The 19,946-nt window shown below is 75.8% G+C and carries 17 protein-coding genes; 9 read left to right on the top strand and 8 right to left on the bottom strand.

The genetic code is table 11. From position 1 onward, the window contains the following. Positions 1–128: 128 nt before the first annotated feature. Positions 129–836 carry an NAD-dependent epimerase/dehydratase family protein gene (locus WAA21_RS09910; RefSeq protein WP_336922626.1) on the bottom strand — a complete coding sequence of 236 codons (708 nt, stop codon included), beginning with the start codon at positions 834–836 and terminating at the stop codon, positions 129–131. Between the two features lie 111 nt (positions 837–947). On the opposite strand from WAA21_RS09910, the gene WAA21_RS09905 reads away from it, so the two are divergent. The 6 genes from WAA21_RS09905 (at position 948) to WAA21_RS09880 (ending at position 9,309) form a co-directional block, all read left to right on the top strand. After that, the gene (locus tag WAA21_RS09905) at positions 948–2,582 is read left to right on the top strand and encodes a Na+/H+ antiporter NhaC family protein (RefSeq protein ID WP_336922625.1); all 1,635 of its coding nucleotides are present in this window, start codon (positions 948–950) and stop codon (positions 2,580–2,582) included. An 88-nt stretch (positions 2,583–2,670) separates the two neighbouring features. Further along, a complete protein-coding gene (locus tag WAA21_RS09900) occupies positions 2,671–4,272 on the top strand; it encodes an HNH endonuclease signature motif containing protein (RefSeq protein ID WP_336922624.1) in 1,602 nt (533 codons plus the stop codon). A gap of 159 nt (positions 4,273–4,431) precedes the next feature. Then, the gene (locus WAA21_RS09895) at positions 4,432–5,478 is read left to right on the top strand and encodes an ATP-binding protein (RefSeq protein ID WP_336922623.1); all 1,047 of its coding nucleotides are present in this window, start codon (positions 4,432–4,434) and stop codon (positions 5,476–5,478) included. 71 nt (positions 5,479–5,549) lie between these two features. Then, positions 5,550–6,554, top strand: a complete 1,005-nt coding sequence (locus tag WAA21_RS09890) for a GGDEF domain-containing protein (protein WP_336922622.1) — start codon at positions 5,550–5,552, stop codon at positions 6,552–6,554. A gap of 53 nt (positions 6,555–6,607) precedes the next feature. Further along, positions 6,608–7,624 carry a TIGR03885 family FMN-dependent LLM class oxidoreductase gene (locus WAA21_RS09885; RefSeq protein ID WP_336922621.1) on the top strand — a complete coding sequence of 339 codons (1,017 nt, stop codon included), beginning with the start codon at positions 6,608–6,610 and terminating at the stop codon, positions 7,622–7,624. Next, a complete protein-coding gene (locus WAA21_RS09880) occupies positions 7,621–9,309 on the top strand; it encodes an alpha-amylase family protein (RefSeq protein WP_336922620.1) in 1,689 nt (562 codons plus the stop codon). The genes WAA21_RS09885 and WAA21_RS09880 overlap by 4 nt, the downstream gene beginning before the upstream one ends. 63 nt (positions 9,310–9,372) lie before the next feature. Here the strand turns inward: WAA21_RS09880 and WAA21_RS09875 are convergent, their stop codons facing one another. Beyond that, on the bottom strand, positions 9,373–12,744 hold the full coding sequence (locus WAA21_RS09875; RefSeq protein ID WP_336922619.1) for a hypothetical protein: 3,372 nt from the start codon (positions 12,742–12,744) through the stop codon (positions 9,373–9,375). Positions 12,745–12,896: 152 nt separating this feature from the next. Here WAA21_RS09875 and WAA21_RS09870 point away from each other — a divergent pair, with 152 nt between their 5' ends. Next, a complete protein-coding gene (locus WAA21_RS09870; RefSeq protein WP_336922618.1) occupies positions 12,897–13,916 on the top strand; it encodes a 1-aminocyclopropane-1-carboxylate deaminase in 1,020 nt (339 codons plus the stop codon). On the opposite strand, the gene WAA21_RS09865 is transcribed toward WAA21_RS09870, so the two are convergent. The 4 genes from WAA21_RS09865 to WAA21_RS09850 all read right to left on the bottom strand — a co-directional run bounded on the left by WAA21_RS09865 (position 13,895) and on the right by WAA21_RS09850 (position 16,118). After that, entirely contained in the window at positions 13,895–14,434 is a 540-nt protein-coding gene (locus WAA21_RS09865) for a GNAT family N-acetyltransferase (protein ID WP_336922617.1), read from the bottom strand. The two genes, WAA21_RS09870 and WAA21_RS09865, sit on opposite strands and share 22 nt — an antisense overlap. Before the next feature lie 80 nt (positions 14,435–14,514). Next, the gene (map, locus tag WAA21_RS09860; RefSeq protein ID WP_336922616.1) at positions 14,515–15,288 is read right to left on the bottom strand and encodes a type I methionyl aminopeptidase; all 774 of its coding nucleotides are present in this window, start codon (positions 15,286–15,288) and stop codon (positions 14,515–14,517) included. Positions 15,289–15,309: 21 nt separating this feature from the next. Beyond that, a complete protein-coding gene (locus WAA21_RS09855; protein ID WP_336922615.1) occupies positions 15,310–15,834 on the bottom strand; it encodes a GNAT family N-acetyltransferase in 525 nt (174 codons plus the stop codon). Then, positions 15,831–16,118 (bottom strand): hypothetical protein, encoded by a 288-nt coding sequence (locus tag WAA21_RS09850; protein ID WP_336922614.1) that lies wholly within the window; start codon positions 16,116–16,118, stop codon positions 15,831–15,833. The genes WAA21_RS09855 and WAA21_RS09850 overlap by 4 nt, the downstream gene beginning before the upstream one ends. A gap of 138 nt (positions 16,119–16,256) precedes the next feature. Here WAA21_RS09850 and WAA21_RS09845 point away from each other — a divergent pair, with 138 nt between their 5' ends. Next, complete coding sequence (locus tag WAA21_RS09845) at positions 16,257–16,613, top strand: helix-turn-helix domain-containing protein (protein WP_336922613.1); 357 nt, start codon at positions 16,257–16,259, stop codon at positions 16,611–16,613. Here WAA21_RS09845 and WAA21_RS09840 read toward each other — a convergent pair. Then, positions 16,553–17,623 carry a DNA-3-methyladenine glycosylase 2 gene (locus tag WAA21_RS09840; RefSeq protein WP_336922612.1) on the bottom strand — a complete coding sequence of 357 codons (1,071 nt, stop codon included), beginning with the start codon at positions 17,621–17,623 and terminating at the stop codon, positions 16,553–16,555. The two genes, WAA21_RS09845 and WAA21_RS09840, sit on opposite strands and share 61 nt — an antisense overlap. Before the next feature lie 80 nt (positions 17,624–17,703). Between WAA21_RS09840 and WAA21_RS09835 the strand changes: the two genes are divergently transcribed. Further along, positions 17,704–18,537, top strand: coding sequence for a transglutaminase-like domain-containing protein (locus WAA21_RS09835; protein ID WP_336922611.1), 834 nt, complete (start codon positions 17,704–17,706; stop codon positions 18,535–18,537). Positions 18,538–18,556: 19 nt separating this feature from the next. Here the strand turns inward: WAA21_RS09835 and WAA21_RS09830 are convergent, their stop codons facing one another. Continuing rightward, a complete protein-coding gene (locus tag WAA21_RS09830) occupies positions 18,557–19,915 on the bottom strand; it encodes a TrpB-like pyridoxal phosphate-dependent enzyme (RefSeq protein WP_336922610.1) in 1,359 nt (452 codons plus the stop codon). Between the last annotated feature and the right edge of the window lie 31 nt (positions 19,916–19,946).

Below are 19,946 nucleotides of genomic sequence, written 5' to 3'. Positions count from 1 at the left end.
CGCCGCGGCCCGCCGGGCCAAGATCACAAACGAATGAGTGTCAAGGATCTACCGACACAGATCCGTCAAGCATGTCCCGAAGGTCGACACCAGCTCCGCACCCGGGTCCCTCCCTCGCGCGTCCCGCGTCATCCCCAGGCGTCGTCGACGGGTTCGTACCCGATCGCTGCCGTCGTCTCCGCGAGCTCGGCCCGGCGGTAGCGGTTGGCGGAGGTCCCGTTGACGACGACGAACCCGTCGACCTCCGCCTCGACCGACGCGCGGACGAGCGCGGCGGCGTCGCGTGGGCTCAGCCACGCCGACCGCTCGCGCGGGACGACGTCGGAGGGCGGTCGCTCGGGGAAGAACCAGCCGATCCGCAGCGCCACGACGGTCGTGGCCGACGTCGCGGCCACCCACGAGCCGAGCGCCTCGGCCCACGCCTTCGTCGCCCCGTAGAGGTCCGCGGGTCGCGGTGCGTCGCCGGGGCGGAGCTGGGTGTGGCCCGGCGCCGCGGACAGCGCCTGCAGGCTGCTCGCGAGCACGAGCCGACGCACGCCCGCGTCCGCGGCGGCCTGCGCGACGGCGTACGCGCCGACGACGTTCGTCGGCAGCAGGGACTCCCAGCCCGCCCGCGGGTCCGGGTCGGCCGCGAGGTGCACGACGGCGTCGGCGCCGTCGAAGGCCGCGCGGCACGCGCCGACGTCCGTCACGTCGAGCGAGACCATGCCGTCGACCGGGTGCAGGTCGGTCGCCGTCACCCGCCACGTGCCCGGAAGCAGAGGCGCGATGCCCCGGCCGATGCCCCCGGCCGCGCCCGTCACGACCACCCGGCGACCGGCACCCTCGCTCTCCACGCGCGGAACGGTAGCGACGACCCCTCACCGCGCGCCCTCCTGCGGGGATCGCGTCCCGGGTCTAGCCTCTGCGGATCGGACGGCGCGTCCGCGTCGGGGGAGGACAGCGCCATGGACCTGCCCGGCTGGGTGAGCATCGCCCCACCGCTCGTCGCGATCGTCGCCGCCCTCGTGTCCCGCCAGGTGCTCCCGTCGCTGTTCGTCGGCGTCTGGGTCGGCGCGTGGCTCGTCGAGGGCCTGACCTTCACAGGCCTCTTCAGCGGCCTGCTCGCCGTCGCCAACCGGTGGGTGCTGGAGGCGCTCGCCCCGCCGGACGGCGACACGAGCCACGCCTCGATCGTCGTCTTCACCGTCCTCATCGGCGGGCTGGTCGGGATCATCGCCCGCAACGGCGGCACGCTCGGCGTCGTCGACACCGTCACCCGGTGGGCGACCAACCGCCGGCGCGGGCAGACCGCGACGGGCGCGCTCGGCTTCGCCATCTTCTTCGACGACTACGCGAACACCCTCGTCGTCGGCAACTCGATGCGCCCCGTCACCGACCGGCTGCGGATCAGCCGGGAGAAGCTCGCGTACCTGGTGGACTCCACGTCCGCGCCGGTCGCCTCGATCGCGCTCATCTCGACGTGGATCGGCTTCGAGGTCGGCCTCATCGACGAGGCGCTCGACACCGCCGGCGTCGACGCCAACGCCTACGGCGTGTTCGTGTCGAGCATCGCCTACCGCTTCTACCCGGTGCTCGCGCTCGTCCTCGTCTTCGCCGTCGCCCTCATGGCCCGCGACATCGGCCCGATGCGGGCGGCGGAGCGTCGCGCGATCGGCGGCTCGCCCGCCAGCGACGGCGACCTCGCCGCGACGACCGACCCGGAGCTCTCGCCCAAGGACGGCGCCCCGCACCGTCTCCTCAACGCCGTCGTCCCGCTCGTCGTGCTCGTCGGCGGCACCATCGGCTTCCTCTTCGTCACCGGTGAGGGCAGCTCGGTCCGCGACATCGTCGGCAGTGCCGACTCCTACGCGTCCCTCGTCTACGCCTCGGTCCTCGCCGTCGTCGTCGCGGGGGCCATGACGGTCGGGCAGCGGATCCTGTCGCTCGGCGAGACCGTGCAGGCGTGGTTCGCCGGCGTGAAGTCGGTCGTCTACGTCCTCATCGTGCTCGTGCTCGCGTGGGCGCTGTCGGCGGTCGCCGACGAGCTCGGCACGGCGCAGTACGTCGCCGACCTGCTCGGCGAGGGCCTGCCGCTGTGGGTGGTCCCCGCCGTCCTGTTCGTCGTGGCCGCGGCGACGGCCTTCGCGACCGGTACGTCGTGGGGGACCATGGCGATCCTCATGCCGCTCGCGGTGCCGCTGACGGTCGCGGTCGCCGAGAGCGCCGGCCAGACCGGCGACGCGCTGCTGCCGGCGCTGTACGCCTCGGTGTCGACCGTGCTCGCCGGGGCGGTGTGGGGCGACCACGTGTCGCCCATCTCCGACACGACCGTCCTCAGCTCGCTCGCCTCCGGCTGCGACCCGGTCGCGCACGTCCGCACCCAGGCGCCGTACGCCCTGCTCGCGGGCGGGGTGAGCGTCGGCGCGCTGCTGCTCGTCGGCCTCGGCGTGCCGTGGTGGCTCGTCTGGCTGCCGGCGGCCGCCGCCGTCGTGCTCGGGCTGCGGGTGCTCGGCGAGCACATCGAGGAGCCCGACGAGCCCGACGAGCCGCGCGAGGTCGACGTGCGGGAGCAGCGGGCCGCCGCGGCAGAGCGTCCCTGAGCCGGCGCCACCGTCGGCCCTCGCGGAGCCGGCGGCCGCACGACCTGCCCGACGGGGTTGTGTCCGGGGGTGGCGCCATCGTGTGCGGATGGGGGACGGGGCCGGTGTCGCGGAGCAGGTGCGCCACCTGCTCGAGCGCTGCGCGAGCGTCCACCGCGCGCTGACCGGCCCGCCGGGGGAGCGTCCGTCCGAGGCCGTCCCAGCCATGGCGGCGGTCCCGGCGGCGCCGGCAGAGGGTCCCTGGCGGACGGGCGACGCCGAGCTGCTGGACGCGTGCGAGGGGCTGCTCCGGCTGAGGTCGGCCGTCGAGGCCACGTACCTCGCCGCCGTCGGTGAGATCGACCGGCGCCGCGTCTCGGCGGCGGACCTTCCTGCGGATCGGCCCGGGCCGGACGTCGGGGTGGCGGCGCTCGTGGTCGGTGCCTCGACGGGACGGTTCCTGCGCGTCTCCGCGCCCCTCGGACCGGGGCAGGCGAGGGCCGACGTCGCGGCGGCGCGGGCGACGGCCCCCGGCGAGGTGCTCCACGAGCTCGGCCGGCGCCTCGCCGACGGGGAGGTGACGAGGGCGCACGTCGACGTCGCGGTCCGCTGCCTCGACACCGTGCCCACCCACCTGCGCAGGGACCCCGAGGACCGGCGCGTCCTCACCGACTTCTTCGTCGACCTCGCTCCCGAGGGCACGCCGCGGCAGCTGCGCACCGCCTGCCGGGCCCTGCTGGAGCGGCTCGCACCCGACCGGGTCCACCGCTTCGACCCGCGCGCGCACGAGCGCCGTTTCCTCGACCTCGCCGACGACGCGACAGGGATGTGCGTCGGCAGCTTCGCCCTCGACGCGGCGGCGGGCGCCGTCCTCCGTCGCGCCCTCGACGCCTACGCCGCACCCCGGCCGACCGCCCCCGTCCCCGCGGACGAGGGCCCCGTCGACGCGTCGGGCGGGGACGACCCCCTGACGGGCGGCCCGGTCCCCGCGAGGGACGAGCGCACCCCACGCCAGCGCCGGGCCGACGCCCTCCTCGACCTCGCGCAGGTCGGGCTCGGGACGGCCGGGCCGTCGCGTGGCGAGCGACCCCGGGTCGTCGTCCACACCACCGCCGAGCAGCTCGCGGACGTGCCGCCCCCGCTGGCGCTCGGGGACGACGTCGTGCCGTCCCCGCCGACGGGGCGGGCCGCCACGCTGACCGGTCAGGAGCTCGACTGGTACGCGCTGCGGCGGCTCTCCTGCGACGCCGTCGTGCAGCGCTGCGTGTGGGACCGGGCGGGCAACCCGCTGCTGCCCGAGCTCCTCGAGCTCGGGCGGACCTCGCGCCTGGTCGACGTCCACCTGCGCCGCGCCCTCGAGGCGCGCGACCGCGGCTGCGTGGGCTGCGGGGCGCCGGCGCACGTGTGCGACGCGCACCATGTCGTCCACTGGGCCGACGGCGGCCGCACCGACCTCGGCAACTGCTGCCTGCTCTGCGGCTCGTGCCACACCGCCGTGCACCTCGGCCACCTCGAGGTGACCACGACGCCGACGGGGCACCCCCTGGTCCGCCACCTCCACGCGAGGGAGCGCAACCGCCGGGCACGGGCGCCCCACCACCACTACGTCGAGCAGCTCCTGCGCCGGCTGCGGGGAGACCCCGGCTCGCGCCGCGGCCGGGACGCCTCCTGGGGGGCGGGTCCGGCGGCAGTCGCCACCGGGCCGCCCTGAGGTGCCGCCCCGGTCCTTCCCGGGAGCAGGTGGCCCGCGGTCGGGTGCGCAGCCCCGCGAGCCACCCGCGGACGGGTCCGCAGCCCGGTGCCGGCCGCCGCCGGGTGCGCGTCCGCCGTGCGGCCCTGTCCGCGGCGCCGCGACGCGACCGTGCCGCAGGTGCACACTGCCGGGGTGGACTGGTACCTGCACGCGGGCGACGCCCTCGCGCTCCGGTCGCTGCGCCACGAGGTCGGTTCCTACCTGCACCGGCACGCGGCGCCCGACGCGGAGGTCGCGGACGCCGAGCTCGTCGTCGAGGAGCTCGTGGGCAACGCCCTCCGCCACGCCGGGGGACCCGTCTGGGTGTCGCTGAGCTGGCGCGAGGTCGCGCCGACGGTGAGCGTCCTCGACCTCGGACCCGGCTTCGACCCGTCGCTGCTCGGCGAGGTCCGTCGCTCGCCCATCGACCGCGGCCCCGACCCCGAGCACCCGCCGAGCGGGCTGGAGGACCTCGACGACCTCGAGCTCGCCCTGCTCGGCGAGAGCGGGCGCGGGCTGTTCCTCGTCGCCACCCTCAGCGACCGGCTCGAGGCGCAGGTGCGCAGGAGCGGAGGCATGGTCGTCACCGCGGTCCTGCCGGTCAAGAAGCGCGAGGAGCTGAGCCACGACCCGCCGCGGCGCACCGCCGGCGCCCTGCCGCTGCCGGAGGAGGCGAACCCCGACGGCAGCTTCGGCAAGGAGCCGTTCCTGCGTGCCCTCGTCGTGCAGATGGCCCGCGCGCTGGAGTTCGACCACGGCCCCGACGCGGCCGAGGCGGCGGTCGCGCAGGTCGGCGCCGACGTGGGCGGGCGCATGGAGGAGGCCTACCGCGAGGCGGAGGCGGTGGTGGAGCGGTTGAGCGCCGAGCAGCTCGCCGACTGCTACGTGCGGCTCAAGCACGCCATCGACGGGGGCTTCACCGTCACGAGCGTCGACGAGGACCGGATCGTCCTCGTCAACGACCGGTGCCCCTTCGGGGAGGCCGTCATGGCCGCACCGTCGCTGTGCCGGATGACCTCGAGCGTGTTCGGCGGCATCGCGGCGCGCAACAGCCCCGAGGGAGCCGGTGTGCTGCTGGAGGAGCGCATCGCGCTGGGCGACCCCGGCTGCCGGGTCGTCGTCTACCTCACCGAGCCGCCGCCCGGCGCCCAGCCGTTCGTCCACCGCTACCGCCCGCCGGTGTGACGGGCGGGGACGTCGGGTGACCTCGCCGCCCGCGGCTCAGGTGCGAGGGGCGCCGGGTCGATGACCTGGGGGTGCACGCCCCGGCCACGACGACCGCACGGGCCGCGGCGCTGAGCCTCAGCGTCATCGGGCTCGCCTCAGGCGTGCTCACCTTCGCGTCCACCCTCGTGCCCAGCGCCCCGGGGCTCGACCTCGTCGCCGTCCGCTGGGTCGCCCTCGCGACCCTCCTGGTCGCCGCCGCGGTGGCGGCCCTGCCGTGGCGGCGGGTGCCCGTGCGCTGGACGCTGCTGCTCGTGCCCGTCGGCATGCTGCTCATCGGCGTCCACAACTACCTCGCGGCGGCCGACGCCTACCGCTACGGCGCCTTCTTCCTCCTGCTGTTCGTCTGGGTCGGCCTGTGGCACCCGAGGGGCACGGCGACCGCGCTGTCCCCTCTCGCGGCGGTCGCCTACGTCGTCCCCCTCGTGGCCGGGTCGGCCCCGGGCCACGCACCGTGGACGGTGACGTACGCCCTGCCGCTGTACGTCGTGACGGGCGAGGTCATCGCGTGGCGGTCGGCCCGCCTGCACGAGGCGCTGCGTCGCCTGGACGACCTCGCCCGGACGGACCCGCTCACCGGTCTGGCCAACCGGACGGTCCTGGACGCGGCGGGTCGAGGCGGTCCGGGCGGTGGTGCCCTGCTGTACCTCGACGTCGACCGCTTCAAGCAGGTGAACGACTCCTACGGCCACCAGCGAGGTGACGCCGTGCTGCGGGCGGTCGCCGCGGCGCTGCGTGCGGCCGTGCGCGAGGGCGACGTGCCGGTCCGGATCGCGGGGGACGAGTTCGCCGTCCTGCTGCGGGGGCCGCTCACCGCCGCCGAGGCCGACGCGGTCGCGGGCCGCATAGGCGCCGGTCTGGGTCGGCTGGACGTCGACGGGCTCACCGTCACCACGAGCATGGGCGTCGCCTGGTGCGCCGGCGACGGCGTCGAGCGGCTGCTCGCGCGCGCCGACCGCGCGATGTACGCCGCCAAGGACGCCGGCGGTGCACGGCTCGTCATCTCGGCGCCGCGGGCCGCACCCGGTCCCGGCTGAGGAACCGCCGGGCGGTCGTTTCGTGCGGGGACGGCTCGGGTACCGGACCTCCGATGACCGCGATCGGGTTCCACGCCTCCCACGAGCAGGTCCACCCCACCGCCCTGCTGCGCGCCGTGCAGCGCGCGGAGCAGGCGGGGTTCACCTTCGGCATGTCCTCGGACCACTTCTCGCCGTGGAGCGCCCGGCAGGGCCACTCCGGCTTCGCGTGGTCCTGGCTCGGCGCCGCGCTCGCGACTACGAGCCTGCCGTTCGGGGTCGTCAACGCCCCCGGCCAGCGCTACCACCCGGCCGTGGTCGCGCAGGCCATGGCGACCCTGTCGTCGATGTTCCCGCAGCGGCTGTGGGTCGCCCTCGGGACCGGCGAGAACTCCAACGAGCACATCACCGGCGACGCGTGGCCCCGCAAGGAGCTGCGCAACCAGCGGCTCCTGGAGTGCGTCGACGTCATCCGGCGGCTGCTCGACGGCGAGACCGTCAGCCACGACGGCCTCGTCACCGTCGACCGCGCGGTGCTGTGGACCCGCCCCGACGTGGCACCCGCGCTCGTCGGGCCCGCCGTCAGCGAGGCGACCGCCCGCTGGGTCGGTGGCTGGGCCGACGGTCTCGTCACCGTCAACGCCGAGCACGACACGCTCCGCCGCCTCGTCGACGCCTACCGGGAGGCCGGCGGCCCCGGGCCGCTTCGCCTGCAGGTGCACGTCTCGTGGGCGCCGACCGACGAGGAGGCGCTCGCGATCGCCCACGACCAGTGGCGCACCAACGTCTTCCCGCCCCCGGTGTGCTGGGACCTGGAGACCCCCGAGCACTTCGACGCCGTCGGGGAGTCGGTCGAGCCCGACGCGGTGCGCGGCACCGTGCTCGTGTCCAGCGACCCCGGACGGCACGCGGAGTGGCTCCAGGGCTTCGCCGACCTCGGCTTCAGCGAGATCGCCGTCCACCACGTCGGGCAGGAGCAGGACGCCTTCGTCGACGCCTACGGCGAGCACGTGCTCCCGCAGCTCGACGTCACCGTCCCGCCGCCGGTGCAGCCGGCGCGCACGAGCGTCCTCGCGGGGTCCGCACCGTGAGCAGCACCGCGGCGCAGGCCGACTTCTGGTGGAAGAACGCCGTCGTGTACTGCCTCGACGTCGAGACCTTCTTCGACAGCGACGGCGACGGGTGCGGTGACCTCGTCGGGCTGGTCCGCCGGCTCGACCACCTCGCGGACCTCGGGGTCACGTGCCTGTGGCTCATGCCGTTCTACCCGACCGCCGACCGCGACGACGGCTACGACATCAGCGACTGGTACGGCGTCGACGACCGGCTCGGCAGCCTCGGCGACGTCGTGCCGTTCGTCCGCATGGCCCGCGAGCGCGGCATGAAGGTCATCATCGACCTCGTCGTCAACCACACCTCGAGCGACCACCCGTGGTTCCGCTCGGCGCTGGAGGGGAAGGACTCCCCGCACCGCGACTACTACGTGTGGCGCTCCGACCCGCCGCCGGACACGTCCGACCAGGTCGTCTTCCCCGACGAGGAGGACAGCATCTGGACCCTCGACGAGAGCAGCGGCGAGTGGTACCTGCACCGCTTCTACGCCCACCAGCCCGACCTCAACGTCGCGAACGACGCGGTGCGCGAGGAGATCACGAAGGTGATGGGCTTCTGGCTGGAGCTCGGCGTCGACGGCTTCCGCGTGGACGCGGTGCCGTTCCTCGTCACCCCCGACCACCCCGAGACGCAGGGCCACGCGCCCGACCCGCACGACTTCCTCCGGTACCTGCGCGAGTTCCTGTCCCGTCGCAAGGGCGAGGCGATCCTGCTCGGCGAGGTCAACCTGCCCCGCGAGCAGCAGTGCGAGTACTTCGGCGGCGGCGACGGCGACGAGCTCGACATGCAGTTCGACTTCGTCGGCATGCAGCACACGTACCTCGCCCTCGCCCGCGAGGACGCGACCGTCCTCGCGCGCTCGTTGCGGGTCCGACCCGCGATCGCGCAGCGCTCGCAGTGGGCGAGCTTCCTGCGCAACCACGACGAGCTCACGCTCGACAAGCTGGGAGACGCCGAGAGGCAGGAGGTGTTCGACGCCTTCGGCCCGGACCCCGACATGCAGCTGTACGGCCGCGGGCTGCGCCGTCGGCTGCCGCCGATGCTCGGCGAGGCCCCGGACGGGGACCAGCGACGCCTCAAGATGGCGTACAGCCTCATGTTCAGCCTGCCCGGCACCCCCGTCCTGTTCTACGGCGAGGAGATCGGGATGGGGGAGAACCTCGACGCGCCGGACCGGCAGGCTGTCCGCACGCCGATGCAGTGGACCTCGGGCACCAACGGCGGGTTCTCGACCGCGCCCCCGGACCGGCTGCCGAACCCCGTGACGACCGGCGCGTACGGGCCGGAGCACGTCAACGTCGCCGACCAGACCGACGACCCGACGAGCCTGCTCGCGTTCGTCTCCCACCTCGCGCGCCGCTACCGGCAGTCGCCGGAGCTCGGCTGGGGCGCGCTCGAGGTCCTCGACACCCCCCACGACCACGTGCTCGCGCACGTCGTGCGGTGGGAGGGCAAGGTCATGCTCGCCCTGCACGCGCTCGCCGACCGCCCCGTGACCGTCGACGTCTCCTTCGCCGACGACGCCCACGACGGCACGCTCGTCGACCTGCTCGACGGCACCCGGGTCGAGGTCGCCGAGGACGGCAGCGCGAGCGTCGAGCTGGCCGGCTACGGCTACCGCTGGCTCCGGCTGCGGACGGAGCAGGACGACCGGCTGCTCTGACAGCGCACGACCGGGCGGGGTCTTCCACGCAGGGCGAGGTCCTGCACGCAGGGCGAGGTCCTGCTAGTAGGAGCGGAGCACGAGGCCGTCGACGTGTGCGGGCCGGTCCGACGCGGACCGGACGGCGAACGTCCCGGTGCGCTGCGGCCGGCCGAGCGGGACGCGGACCACCTGCTGGGCTCGCGTCGACGTGCTGCGCAGGTCGACGCGCGCGAGGACGACGCCGTCGTTCATGACCTCGACGACACCGCACGTCGGGCACCGGGTCGCGACCAGCCACACCGCGTCGGTGCGGTTCGCGGTGAGGCGCACGTGGCTGCCGCTGCGGTCCAGGCGGGTGGCCGTGCGCATCATCGCCGCGGACGACGCCTGACGGGTGTGCGCGCCGGAGGCGACGAGGTGCCGGTCGTCGACGGCACGGGTGACGCAGCGCTCGGCGGACCACGCCGACCAGTTCCCGGCCCTGTCACCCGCCCTGACCTGCAGGCAGCGCGTCTCCCCCTCGGCCAGGGCGACGGTCACGGCGCCCAGGGCGGGGTGCACCTCCGCCCAGGCCGTGGGCACGAGCCACGGCCCGAGCGGCTCCCGGACGTGGGCGCTGCGGGCCCGTACCTGGAAGTGGGGCAGCACGCGGTCGTCCGACCCCGTGAAGGTGTACCGCACCGAGGACGTCGCGGACGTCGAGGGGAGCGACGTCGCGACGACGCGTGGCGCGACGAGGTCGGGACCCGGTAGGTAGCGGCTGACCTCGACCGACGACTCGGCCCACTCGCCGAGGCGGGCGACGACGCGCACGCGGTAGCTCCCGGCCGCCGGGGTGGGGATGACCACCCGGTGGAGGTCGCCGCGCACGCGCGTCGAGGCGTAGCCGTGGGTCGACGACAGCCGCCCGTCGACGTGCACGTCGAACGTCGTCGGAGCCGGCCGACCGACGCTCTGGACCCACTCCAGCGTCGTCGTGCGGTCGGCGTCGTCGCTCGGGTCGAGGGTCAGTCCGCTCGGTGCGGCCGGTCGTACGAGCCGGGAGGTCACGTCCGCCGCGACGGCGCCGGCCGTGCCACCCGGGCCCACCGTGGCGACCTCGACCGTGTAAGCCCGGCGGGGGTGGAGGTCGAGAGCCGCGCTGCGAGCCCCGGGGTCCAGGAGGCGCACGGTCTGCGGCCACGGGTCGCCGGCGAACCGCACCACCAGCAGGTGCCCCAGCGCCTGGCCGCCGCCGGGGTGCTGCCACGAGACCGTGACGTCACCGTCGTCGGGGTAGGAGAAGGCGAGGTCGGTGGCGGGCGGTGGCGGCGACGCGGCCCCGTCCGGCGCGGAGGGCTCCACGACCGGGCCCGGCAGGCTCGCATGCCGCACGCCTCCGTCGGGAGTCACCCACGCGACCGAGACGGTGGGTCCCCAGGTCGTCACCGCCACCGTCTCGGACCTCACGACCGACGGGCTCAGCCGGTGGTCCGGGACCACGGGACCGAGGTGCTCCCAGCCCGCTCCCGGCACGCCGAGCGATCGCCACTGCAGGACGTGCCCGTCGTCGTCGCGCACGGTGCGGAGCAGCGCGCCGTTGCCGAGCCGCGGGTGGGACAGGTCGCCGAGCTGCTCGGGCGCGCGCTCGTCCAGCACGTCGAGAAGCTGCCAGGAAGCGGACCTGCAGCGGACGAGGAGCCAGCGGCCCGCAGCCTGCATCCCCGGTTCGACAGCCTCCCCGGGGTCGCACCCGGGCGCCGTGGCGACGGTGCGCGTGCCCCCGGTCCGGAGGTCGCGGCCCACGAGGAGGTCGGGCGCCGCCCCCCGTCGTCGGAGCCGCTCGTCGAGGAGGGCGTGCTCGGCCGTCCGCCACAGGACCGAGTCGTGCAGGGCGACCGGTTCCCCCAGGCCGGTGCTGCTGCCGTCCGAGAGGTCGACCAGGAGCCGCTCCCTGAGGGAGCCCCCAGGCGGCCACGTGAGGTGGTGGTCGCCAGAGAGCGAGCCGACGCCCTGCCCGACGCGGTCGGCCTCGGGCAGCTCCCTCCCCGCCTCCCCGCCCGGTGGGCGTGCACCCGGCACGGCCGCCGTCACCAGGCCCTTGCTCCACGGCAGCTCGACGAGGGCTCCGCCTCGGTGGGCCACCACCCCCCACGACGCCTCGTCCGCGAGGACGCCGGAGGGCGAGGGCACCGGCGCGCCCAGCGTGGCCGGGTCGAACCACCGCACGTCGGCAGCGGCGACGAGCAGCCGCGGACCGTCGAGCGCGACGCCCCTCGCCGGGGCACGCTGCGCCGGCGGTCGCCACAGCAGGTTCGTGACGGGGTCACGGTCGTCCGTGGGTGCCGGCTCGACGACGACCTGCTCGCCGTCGGACCGGACGACCCGACCGCCCGGGTAGGACAGGAGGGGCGAGGCCCGCCCGACCGGGACGAGGCGACCGTCGTCGGCCAGCCTGAGCACCGGCGTCGGCGGCGGCTCCGGCTCGGCGCGTACCGGCAGGGTGTACGGGCGCCCGCCGAGGAGGACCTGCCCGCCGGTCAGGACGATGGCCGGGAGCTCGCCGGACCCGTCGCCCGGCCACGGCTCGCTGTGGACGACAGGACCCGGGGCGCCGTCGACCAGCGTCGTGCGGCTCACCCGGGCACGCGGGGAGGTGCCGTCCGCTGCGCTCTCGCGAGACCACCACGCGAGCACGTCGCCGCCCTGGACCGCTGTCCCGGGCACGACGTCCAGGTCCGTGTCCAGACGCCTGGCGGTGGCCGACGGCGTGTGGACCGCGAAGGCTCGCCGTGCCCCTGTCGCGGGGTCCGTCGTCGAGACGACGGCGACGTCGGTGTGCACGGGGGGCACGCTCCGCAGGTCGACGTCGCCGACGAGCCCCCTGACGCCGACGATGCCTCGCTCGTGAGAGTGCACGGTGAGGCGCTGGTCCGCCGGGGCCTCGGAGCCCTCGTCCGTGAGGACGCCGTCGGACCCGACGCTGAGCGGGTGCCCGTACAGGTGCAGCAGCGACCCGGTCGCGACCTGCTCGGCGCGGAAGCCGTATCGGGGGTCCTGGTGCACGAGGACCGACCCGGCGAGCGCGAACGGACCGGTGCCGTACAGCGTCCGCCGGACCGGAGGGCCGTCCACCGGCAGCCACACGGCGTCGCTGACGAGCGGTTCCGGGCGCCCCAGCGGCTCCTCGGCCACCAGGAGGCCGGCCTCGCTGCTCGCGACGACCGCGACGCGCGGGGCGGCGGCGCGTGGTGGGACGGGGACGTCGGTGACGACCACGGGAGCCGTCCCCGTCGTGCCCGCCGAGCTGCTCGACGCGGTGAGTGACGTGGTGCCTGGGGTAGCGCGTGTGGTGGTGCCTGTGGTGGTGCCCGCCGAGGCGCGGGCGGGCTCGGAAGCGGGCAGCGTCACGACGACGACCGCGAGCGCGAGCAGCAGCGGCACCACTCGGCGCAGCGGCCGCACGGGGTTCACGGGGGGGAGCATGACGGTTCGGGCCACCACGCGAGGTCGTTCGGCGCGACTGCACCCGGGCGGAGCCGCGGCCGGACGCGGACGCGAGCCCGCGGACCCGGTCCCGGTCGCTAGCGTCCCGGCTGTCCCCCTCAGCCCACCCGGAGGCCCCCATGGCGCTCGCCGACCACGACCGCTACCCGCTGCTGTTCGGGCCTTCGCCCGTGCACCGCCTCGAGCGCCTGACCGCGCACCTCGGCGGGGCCGACCTGTGGGCCAAGCGGGAGGACTGCAACTCCGGCATCGCCTACGGCGGCAACAAGACCCGCAAGCTCGAGTACCTCGTCGCCGACGCGATCGCGACCGGCTGCGACACGCTCGTGTCGATCGGCGGCGTGCAGTCCAACCACACCCGGCAGGTCGCGGCCGTCGCCGCCCGGGCGGGCCTGCGCTGCGTGCTCGTGCAGGAGAGCTGGGTGGACTGGCCCGACAGCGTCTACGACAAGGTCGGCAACATCCTGCTGAGCCGGCTCGCCGGGGCCGACGTGCGGCTCGTGCGGGCCGGCTTCGGCATCGGGTTCAAGGAGAGCTGGGAGCAGGCGCTCACCGACGTCCGCGAGTCCGGCGGCACGCCGTACGCGATCCCCGCGGGCGCGTCCGACCACCCGCTCGGCGGGCTCGGCTTCGCCCGCTGGGCGGAGGAGGTCGCCCAGCAGGAGGAGGAGCTCGGCGTCTTCTTCGACACGGTCGTCGTGTGCTCGGTGACGGGCAGCACGCAGGCGGGCATGGTCGCGGGCTTCAAGGCGCTCGAGGCGGACGGCGCCCGCCCGCGCCGCGTGCTCGGGGTCGACGCGTCGGCGAAGCCGGCCGAGACCCACGCGCAGGTGCTGCGCATCGCCCGCCGCACCGCCGACCTGCTCGACCTCGGTCGCGAGCTGCGCGAGGACGAGGTGGAGCTCGACGAGCGCTACCACGCGGGCGTCTACGGCATCCCGGACGAGCGGACGCTCGAGGCGATGCGCCTCGCCGCCCGCACCGAGGGGATGGTCACCGACCCCGTGTACGAGGGGAAGTCGATGGCCGCGATGGTCGACCTCGTCGCGAACGGCGAGATCGACGCGGGCTCGACCGTCCTGTACGCCCACCTCGGCGGCCAGCCGGCCCTCAACGGCTACAGCGCGCTGTTCTCCTGAGGTGGCCGGGGCGCGTCGAGGTCGCGCTGGAACCACGCGACGTCGTGCCAGCGACCGAGCTTCCAGCCGACCCGACGGAAGACCCCGACCTGCTCGAAGCCGCACGCGAGGTGCAGGCCCTCGCTGGCCGGGTTGGGCAGCGTGCTGCCCGCCACCGCCCGGCGGTAGCCGAGGCCGGCGAGGCGGGGCAGCAGCGCCGCGTACAGCGCGCGACCGGCCCCGCCACCCGTCCGGCCGGCGGCGACGTACACGCTGACCTCGCACGTCCACGCGTACGCCTCGCGCACCTTCCACGCGCCGCCGTAGGCGTACCCGACGACCCCCCGCCCCGGGTCGTCGAGCACCAGCCACGCGTGCGCGGCCTGCGCGACCGCCATGCGTCGGGCGATCTCGGCCGCGTCGGGCGGCTCGAGCTCGAAGGACACGGCGGTGTCGCGCACGTAGGGCGCGTACACGGCCGCGCAGGCCGCCGCGTCGACCTCCGTGGCGTCCCTCGCCACCCGCCCGTCCGTCACCACCGTCGGATGCTAGGCGGGTGCCGGAGCGGCGGGTGCCGGAGCGGCGGGCGCCGGAGTGCGCACGAGGACCGCCGGGACGCTCAGGCCGAGCGGAGGGTGAGGACCTCGGCGCCGTCCTCGGTGACGGCGACGGTGTGCTCGCTGTGCGCGGTGCGGCAGCCCGTGGCGCTGCGCAGGGTCCAGCCGTCGGCGTCGGTGACGAGCTCGTCGGTGTCGGCCATGACCCACGGCTCGAGCGCGAGCAGGAGCCCCGGCCGCAGCCGGTAGCCGCGACCCGGGCGCCCCGCGTTGGACACGTGCGGGTCCTGGTGCATGGTCGAGCCGATGCCGTGCCCGCCGAACTGCGTGTTGACGCGGTAGCCCGCGCCGGTGAGCACCTCGCCGATCGCGTGCGACACGTCGCCGAGCCGGGCGCCGGGCCCGACGGCCCCGATCGCGGCGGCGAGCGCGCGCTCGGTCACCTCGATGAGCGCGAGGCTCTCGGCCGGTCGTGCGTCGCCGACCACGACGCTGACGGCGGAGTCGGCCGCCACGCCGTCGAGCACCACGGCGAGGTCGAGGCTCAGCAGGTCGCCGTCGCGCAGCACCTGGTCGCGCGGGCGGCCGTGGAGCACCGCGTCGTTGACCGACGTGCACACGTAGTGCCCGAACGGGCCGCGGCCGAATGACGGGGAGTAGTCGACGTAGCACGACGTCGCGCCCGCCTCGACGATCATGTCCCGCGTCCAGCTGTCTATCTCGAGCAGGTTCGTGCCGACCGTCGCCCGCTCGCACAGGCGCCGGAGGATGTCGCCGACGAGCGCGCCCGTCCGTCGCGCGCGGTCGAGCTCGCGGGCGGTGAGGATCTCGATCATCGGGGCCTCTCGGTCGCGCCGTCACGGCGACGGGAGCGTCGCCGCACCCCCAGTGTCCCGTGCCCTCAGCATCGCGACCGCGCTCGCCGGGCAGGCCGAGGCCACCTGGACCGACGCCGACAGCGCGGTCGGCAGGTCCTCGCGCGCGACGACCCGGAACCCGAGCCGGCCGAACCAGTCACCGGCGGTCTCGGTGAGGAGCGCGACGGGTGCCTGCGGCGCCGCCGTGGAGGCGGCCCCGTCGAGCAGGTGCCGCACGAGGCGGGCGCCGGTCCCGGTACCCCGCCAGGGTGGCGCGACGACGACGGAGCGGAGCAGCAGGGCCGTGTCGCTCCCGCAGCCGTGGCGTTCGAGCGCCGCCCCGCCGACGACGACCGGGGCCGCGGCGGTGCCGGCCGGGACGACCGCCACGACCGTCCGCCACGCCTCGTCGAGTCCGTCGAGCGGGAGACCGGCCGAGCGCAGCAGCCCGGCCAGCGCCGTCCGGTCGGTCTCGTCCGCCGCCCGGACCGTGGGCCGCGCCCCGGCGGGCGGCTGCGTGCTCATCCGCAGCAGACCTCGCCAGTGCGGGAGGTGGGGACGCTCGCGGCCGCGACCGTCGAGCGCGCCCGACCTGCCAGGACGGCGAGCCCGACCCGGGTACCGCGGGTGACGGCACCCGGCGCCGCGGCCCCGGACCGGCGGCTCGCGCCACCCCGCGCGGCGCGGGCGGCCTCGCGGGCCATCTGGCGCCGGGCGTCCCGGGCACGGCGGCTCAGCGCGGCCTCGCAGGCCTCCCGCGTCAGCTCGGCGGCGCGCTCCTGGACGAGGCGGGTCTCGGTGGTGGGCATGCGGCGGCCTCCTGCGGTCGTGACGTGTGGACCTCCGGCGCGCGTCCTGGTCGCCCAGGTATTCGACAGACGTCGAAGGCAACCCAGAGCCTCGTCGGCTCTTCGACATGTGTCAAGTCCTGTGCGACCATCGACGTCGTGGCGCGCACACGACCCGTCCTCGCCGACACCGACCCGGTGGGCTGCGGTCCGCTGTGCGAGGCCGGGCCGCTCGACGAGCCGGAGGCCGTCGCGGTGGCCGCCCGGCTCCGGGCCCTCGGCGACCCCGTCCGCCTGCGCCTGGTCGCGCTGCTGCTCGCCGCGGACGGCCGCGAGGCGTGCACGTGCGACCTCGCGCCGGACGTCGGGCTCAGCGAGCCGACGGTCAGCCACCACCTCAAGCAGCTGCTCGAGGTCGGCCTCGTGAGCAAGGAGCGGCGCGGTGCGAACGTGTACTACCGGCCCGAGCCGGAGGCCCTGCGGGCGGTCGGGCGGGTGCTCGCCGTCGGCGGCTGAGGCGTCCCGGTGAGAGCGGGCACGGCGTCGGTCCACAGGTGCAGTGCCGCGTACGCGCGGAAGGGCCGCCACGCCTCCGCCCGCGTCAGCGCGTCGGCGGGTCGGTCGGCACCCATGGCGCGGCGCAGGACGAGGTCGCCGGCGAGGAACGCGTCCGCGTCGCCGAGGGCCCGCATCCGCACGTAGCCGGCCGTCCAGGGGCCGACGCCCGGCAGGCGGAGCAGCCGCCGTGTCACGTCGTCGACCGCCTCGGGGCCACCGTCACGTGCCGCCTCGAGGTCGAGCCCGTCGACGGCCGCGGCCGCGAGCGCGACCAGGGTCGCCGCCCTCGCGCCCGTCACCCCGGTGACCGCGCGCACGCGCGGGACGCCCGCGGCGACCAGCACCCCGGGCGAGGGCAGGAGCCGCAGCCGTCCGCCCCGCGAGCCGTCGGGGCCGTCGGGGCCGTCGTGGCCCACCGTCTCGCCCAGTCCCGCCACCAGGCGGGCCGCGAAGGTCCGGGCCGCGCCCAGGGAGACCTGCTGGCCGAGGACGGCGAGCAGCGCCGTCTCGAAGGGAGCGGCGCTGCCCGGCACCACGAGACCGGGACGGCGCTCGACGAGCGGCGCGAGCACCGCGTCGCGGGCGAGCGTCTCGTCGACGCCGGCCGGCCGGTCGAGCCCGAGCCAGCGCCGCAGCCGGGTCGCGAGCCCGTCCGCCCCGGTCACCGTCTCCACCCCGCCCGGGGCGTCCGCGCCTTCCGGGCCCTCTGCCTCGCCCGCGCCGCCTGGCCCTGCGACCGGCTCGACGTCGACCCGCAGGCTCCCGTCGACGAGGTCGGCGAGGTGGGCGACGACCCGGACCGCGCCCGCGCCCGTCCGCACGAGGCGTGTGTGGGTGCCGGCCACCGGGTCGACCAGCTCGAGGCCCGGGACCGCGTGCGCCGCCAGGAACCCCCGCAGCGGCGCCGGCGCGAACGGCCGCGGCACCCGGAGCAGCCAGGAGGTCGCGTGAGGGACTGCACGGGTCACGGGCGGAGCGTGCCGCACGTCACCGACGCCGGCCCCCGCGGGCGGCCGGGCGCACCCCGTGCGGCTGGGAGGATCGGCACATGCAGCGGACCGTCTCCTCCTCCCTGACCGCGGACGTCCTGTCGCCGGTCGACCTCGAGCTGCAGGTCGCGGTCGCCCGCGCCGACGGCCTCGACGTCGACGAGCGGCTCGAGGTGACCCTCGACGGCGCCCCGCTGCAGCCGACGGAGCTCGACGACCCCGGTCCGTCGACCCCCAGCCGCGTCCACGTGCTGCGGTGCGGCCCGGGACGGCTCGAGGTCCGCTACGACGCGCGCGTCACGGGCCGGGCCGCTCCCACGCCCGTCACCGGTCTGGACGCGACGGTCTTCCGGCGGCCGAGCCGCTACGGCGACTCCGACCGCCTCGCCGCGCTCGCGGTCGCCCAGCTCGGCCCCGGGGTGCGCGAGGACGGTGAGGGGGAGGACCCGGCCGTCGTCCGCGACCGGGTCGTGGCCTTCGTGCGTGAGCGCATCGCCTACGTGTCCGGCTCGAGCCGCGGCACCGACTCCGCCGTCGACTCGCTGCTCATGGGCGCAGGCGTCTGCCGCGACCACGCCCACCTCGTGGTCGCCCTGCTACGGGCCCTCGGCGTGCCCGCGCGGCTCGTGTCGGTGTACGCGCCGGGGCTCGCGCCGATGGACTTCCACGCGGTCACCGAGGTGCTCGTGGGCGAGCGCTGGACGCTCGTCGACTCCACCGGACTCGCCCCCCGCCCGGCCATGGTGCGGATCGCGACGGGCCGCGACGCCGCCGACACCGCGTTCCTCACCACCTACGGCGGCGAGCTCCGCCTCACCGGGATGACGGTCCTCGCGGTCGTCGACGGTGACCTGCCGGTGGACCCGACGAGCGACGACGTCTACCTCGGCTGAGGTCCGCGGGCGGGCCCGCCTACCCCAGCACCGGTACCCCGGCGAGCGCGTCGCGGAAGCGCTGCGGCGTGACGTCCTCGTCGACCATGCGGCCGTGCAGGTAGGAGTCGTACGCCGCGAGGTCGAGGTGCCCGTGCCCGCACAGCGCCGTCACGATGACCTTCTCCTCCCCGCTCTCGCGGCACGCGAGCGCCTCGCGGATGCAGCCGGCCAGCGCGTGCGTGGGCTCGGGCGCCGGGACGATGCCCTCCGTCCGCGCGAACTGCACGCCCGCGGCGAAGCACTCCGACTGCGGCGCCGCCACCGCCTCCACCAGCCCGAGCTCGTAGACGTGGCTGAGGAGCGGCGCCATGCCGTGGTAGCGCAGACCGCCTGCGTGGATGGGGTCCGGCACGAAGTCGTGGCCGAGCGTGTGCATCTTCATCAGCGGCGTGAGGCCGGCCGTGTCGCCGAAGTCGTAGGCGTACACGCCGCGGGTGAGCGACGGGCACGAGGCCGGCTCCACGGCGCGGATGACCGGGTCCATCCGGCCGGCGAGCTTCTCGCGCAGGATCGGGAACGCGAGCCCGGCGAAGTTCGACCCGCCGCCGGTGCAGCCCACGACCACGTCGGGGGTCTCCCCGGCGAGCTCCAGCTGCAGCAGCGTCTCCTCGCCGATGACCGTCTGGTGCAGCAGCACGTGGTTGAGCACGCTGCCGAGGGCGTAGCGGACCTCGGGGTCCTGGGCGGCGACCTCGACGGCCTCCGAGATCGCGATGCCGAGCGACCCGGGGTGGTCGGCCTGCCGCTCCCGCACCGCCCGGCCCGCGGCCGTCAACGCGCTCGGGGACCGGTGCACGGTCCCGCCGAAGGTCTCGATCATCGTGCGGCGGTACGGCTTCTGGTCGTAGCTCGCCCCGACCTGCCACACCTCGCACTCCAGGCCGAACAGCGCCGAGGCGAAGGCGAGCGCGGTGCCCCACTGCCCGGCGCCGGTCTCCGTCGTGAGCCGCCGGACGCCGGCCCGGGCGTTGTAGTACGCCTGCGGGACGGCGGTGTTCGGCTTGTGCGACCCGGCGGGGGAGACGCCCTCGTACTTGTAGTAGATCCGCGCCGGGGTGCCGAGCGCCCGCTCGAGGTTGTGCGCCCGGTACAGCGGCGAGGGCCGCCACAGCCGGTAGACGTCGAGGACGGCCTCGGGGATGTCGACGAAGCGCTCGGTCGTCACCTCCTGCTCGATGAGCGCCATCGGGAACAGCGGCGCGAGCGCCTCCGGGCCGATCGGCTCGTGCGTGCCCGGGTGCAGCGGCGGCGGGGGAGGCTCCGGCAGGTCCAGCACGATGTTGTACCAGCGGGTGGGCATCTGCTCCTCGTCGAGCAGGAACTTGTGATGCGGCATGGACGGACCGTAGGTCGCGGGGCCGCCGCGG

This window comes from Aquipuribacter sp. SD81 (genome assembly GCF_037153975.1).
GTDB lineage: Bacteria > Actinomycetota > Actinomycetes > Actinomycetales > JBBAYJ01 > Aquipuribacter.
The sequence above is the reverse complement of the archived record's forward strand: the minus strand, read 5'-3'. Positions and strand labels throughout refer to the sequence as shown.

Excerpts from the sequence above, each read along its gene's own strand:
- WAA21_RS09905 (WP_336922625.1), top strand. The coding sequence starts at position 948 with ATGGACCTGCCCGGCTGGGTGAGCATCGCCCCACCGCTCGTCGCGATC.
- WAA21_RS09900 (WP_336922624.1), top strand. The coding sequence starts at position 2,671 with ATGGGGGACGGGGCCGGTGTCGCGGAGCAGGTGCGCCACCTGCTCGAG.
- WAA21_RS09885 (WP_336922621.1), top strand. The coding sequence starts at position 6,608 with ATGACCGCGATCGGGTTCCACGCCTCCCACGAGCAGGTCCACCCCACC.
- WAA21_RS09870 (WP_336922618.1), top strand. The coding sequence starts at position 12,897 with ATGGCGCTCGCCGACCACGACCGCTACCCGCTGCTGTTCGGGCCTTCG.
- map (WP_336922616.1), bottom strand. The coding sequence starts at position 15,288 with ATGATCGAGATCCTCACCGCCCGCGAGCTCGACCGCGCGCGACGGACG.
- WAA21_RS09855 (WP_336922615.1), bottom strand. The coding sequence starts at position 15,834 with ATGAGCACGCAGCCGCCCGCCGGGGCGCGGCCCACGGTCCGGGCGGCG.
- WAA21_RS09850 (WP_336922614.1), bottom strand. The coding sequence starts at position 16,118 with ATGCCCACCACCGAGACCCGCCTCGTCCAGGAGCGCGCCGCCGAGCTG.
- WAA21_RS09835 (WP_336922611.1), top strand. The coding sequence starts at position 17,704 with ATGCAGCGGACCGTCTCCTCCTCCCTGACCGCGGACGTCCTGTCGCCG.
- WAA21_RS09830 (WP_336922610.1), bottom strand. The coding sequence starts at position 19,915 with ATGCCGCATCACAAGTTCCTGCTCGACGAGGAGCAGATGCCCACCCGC.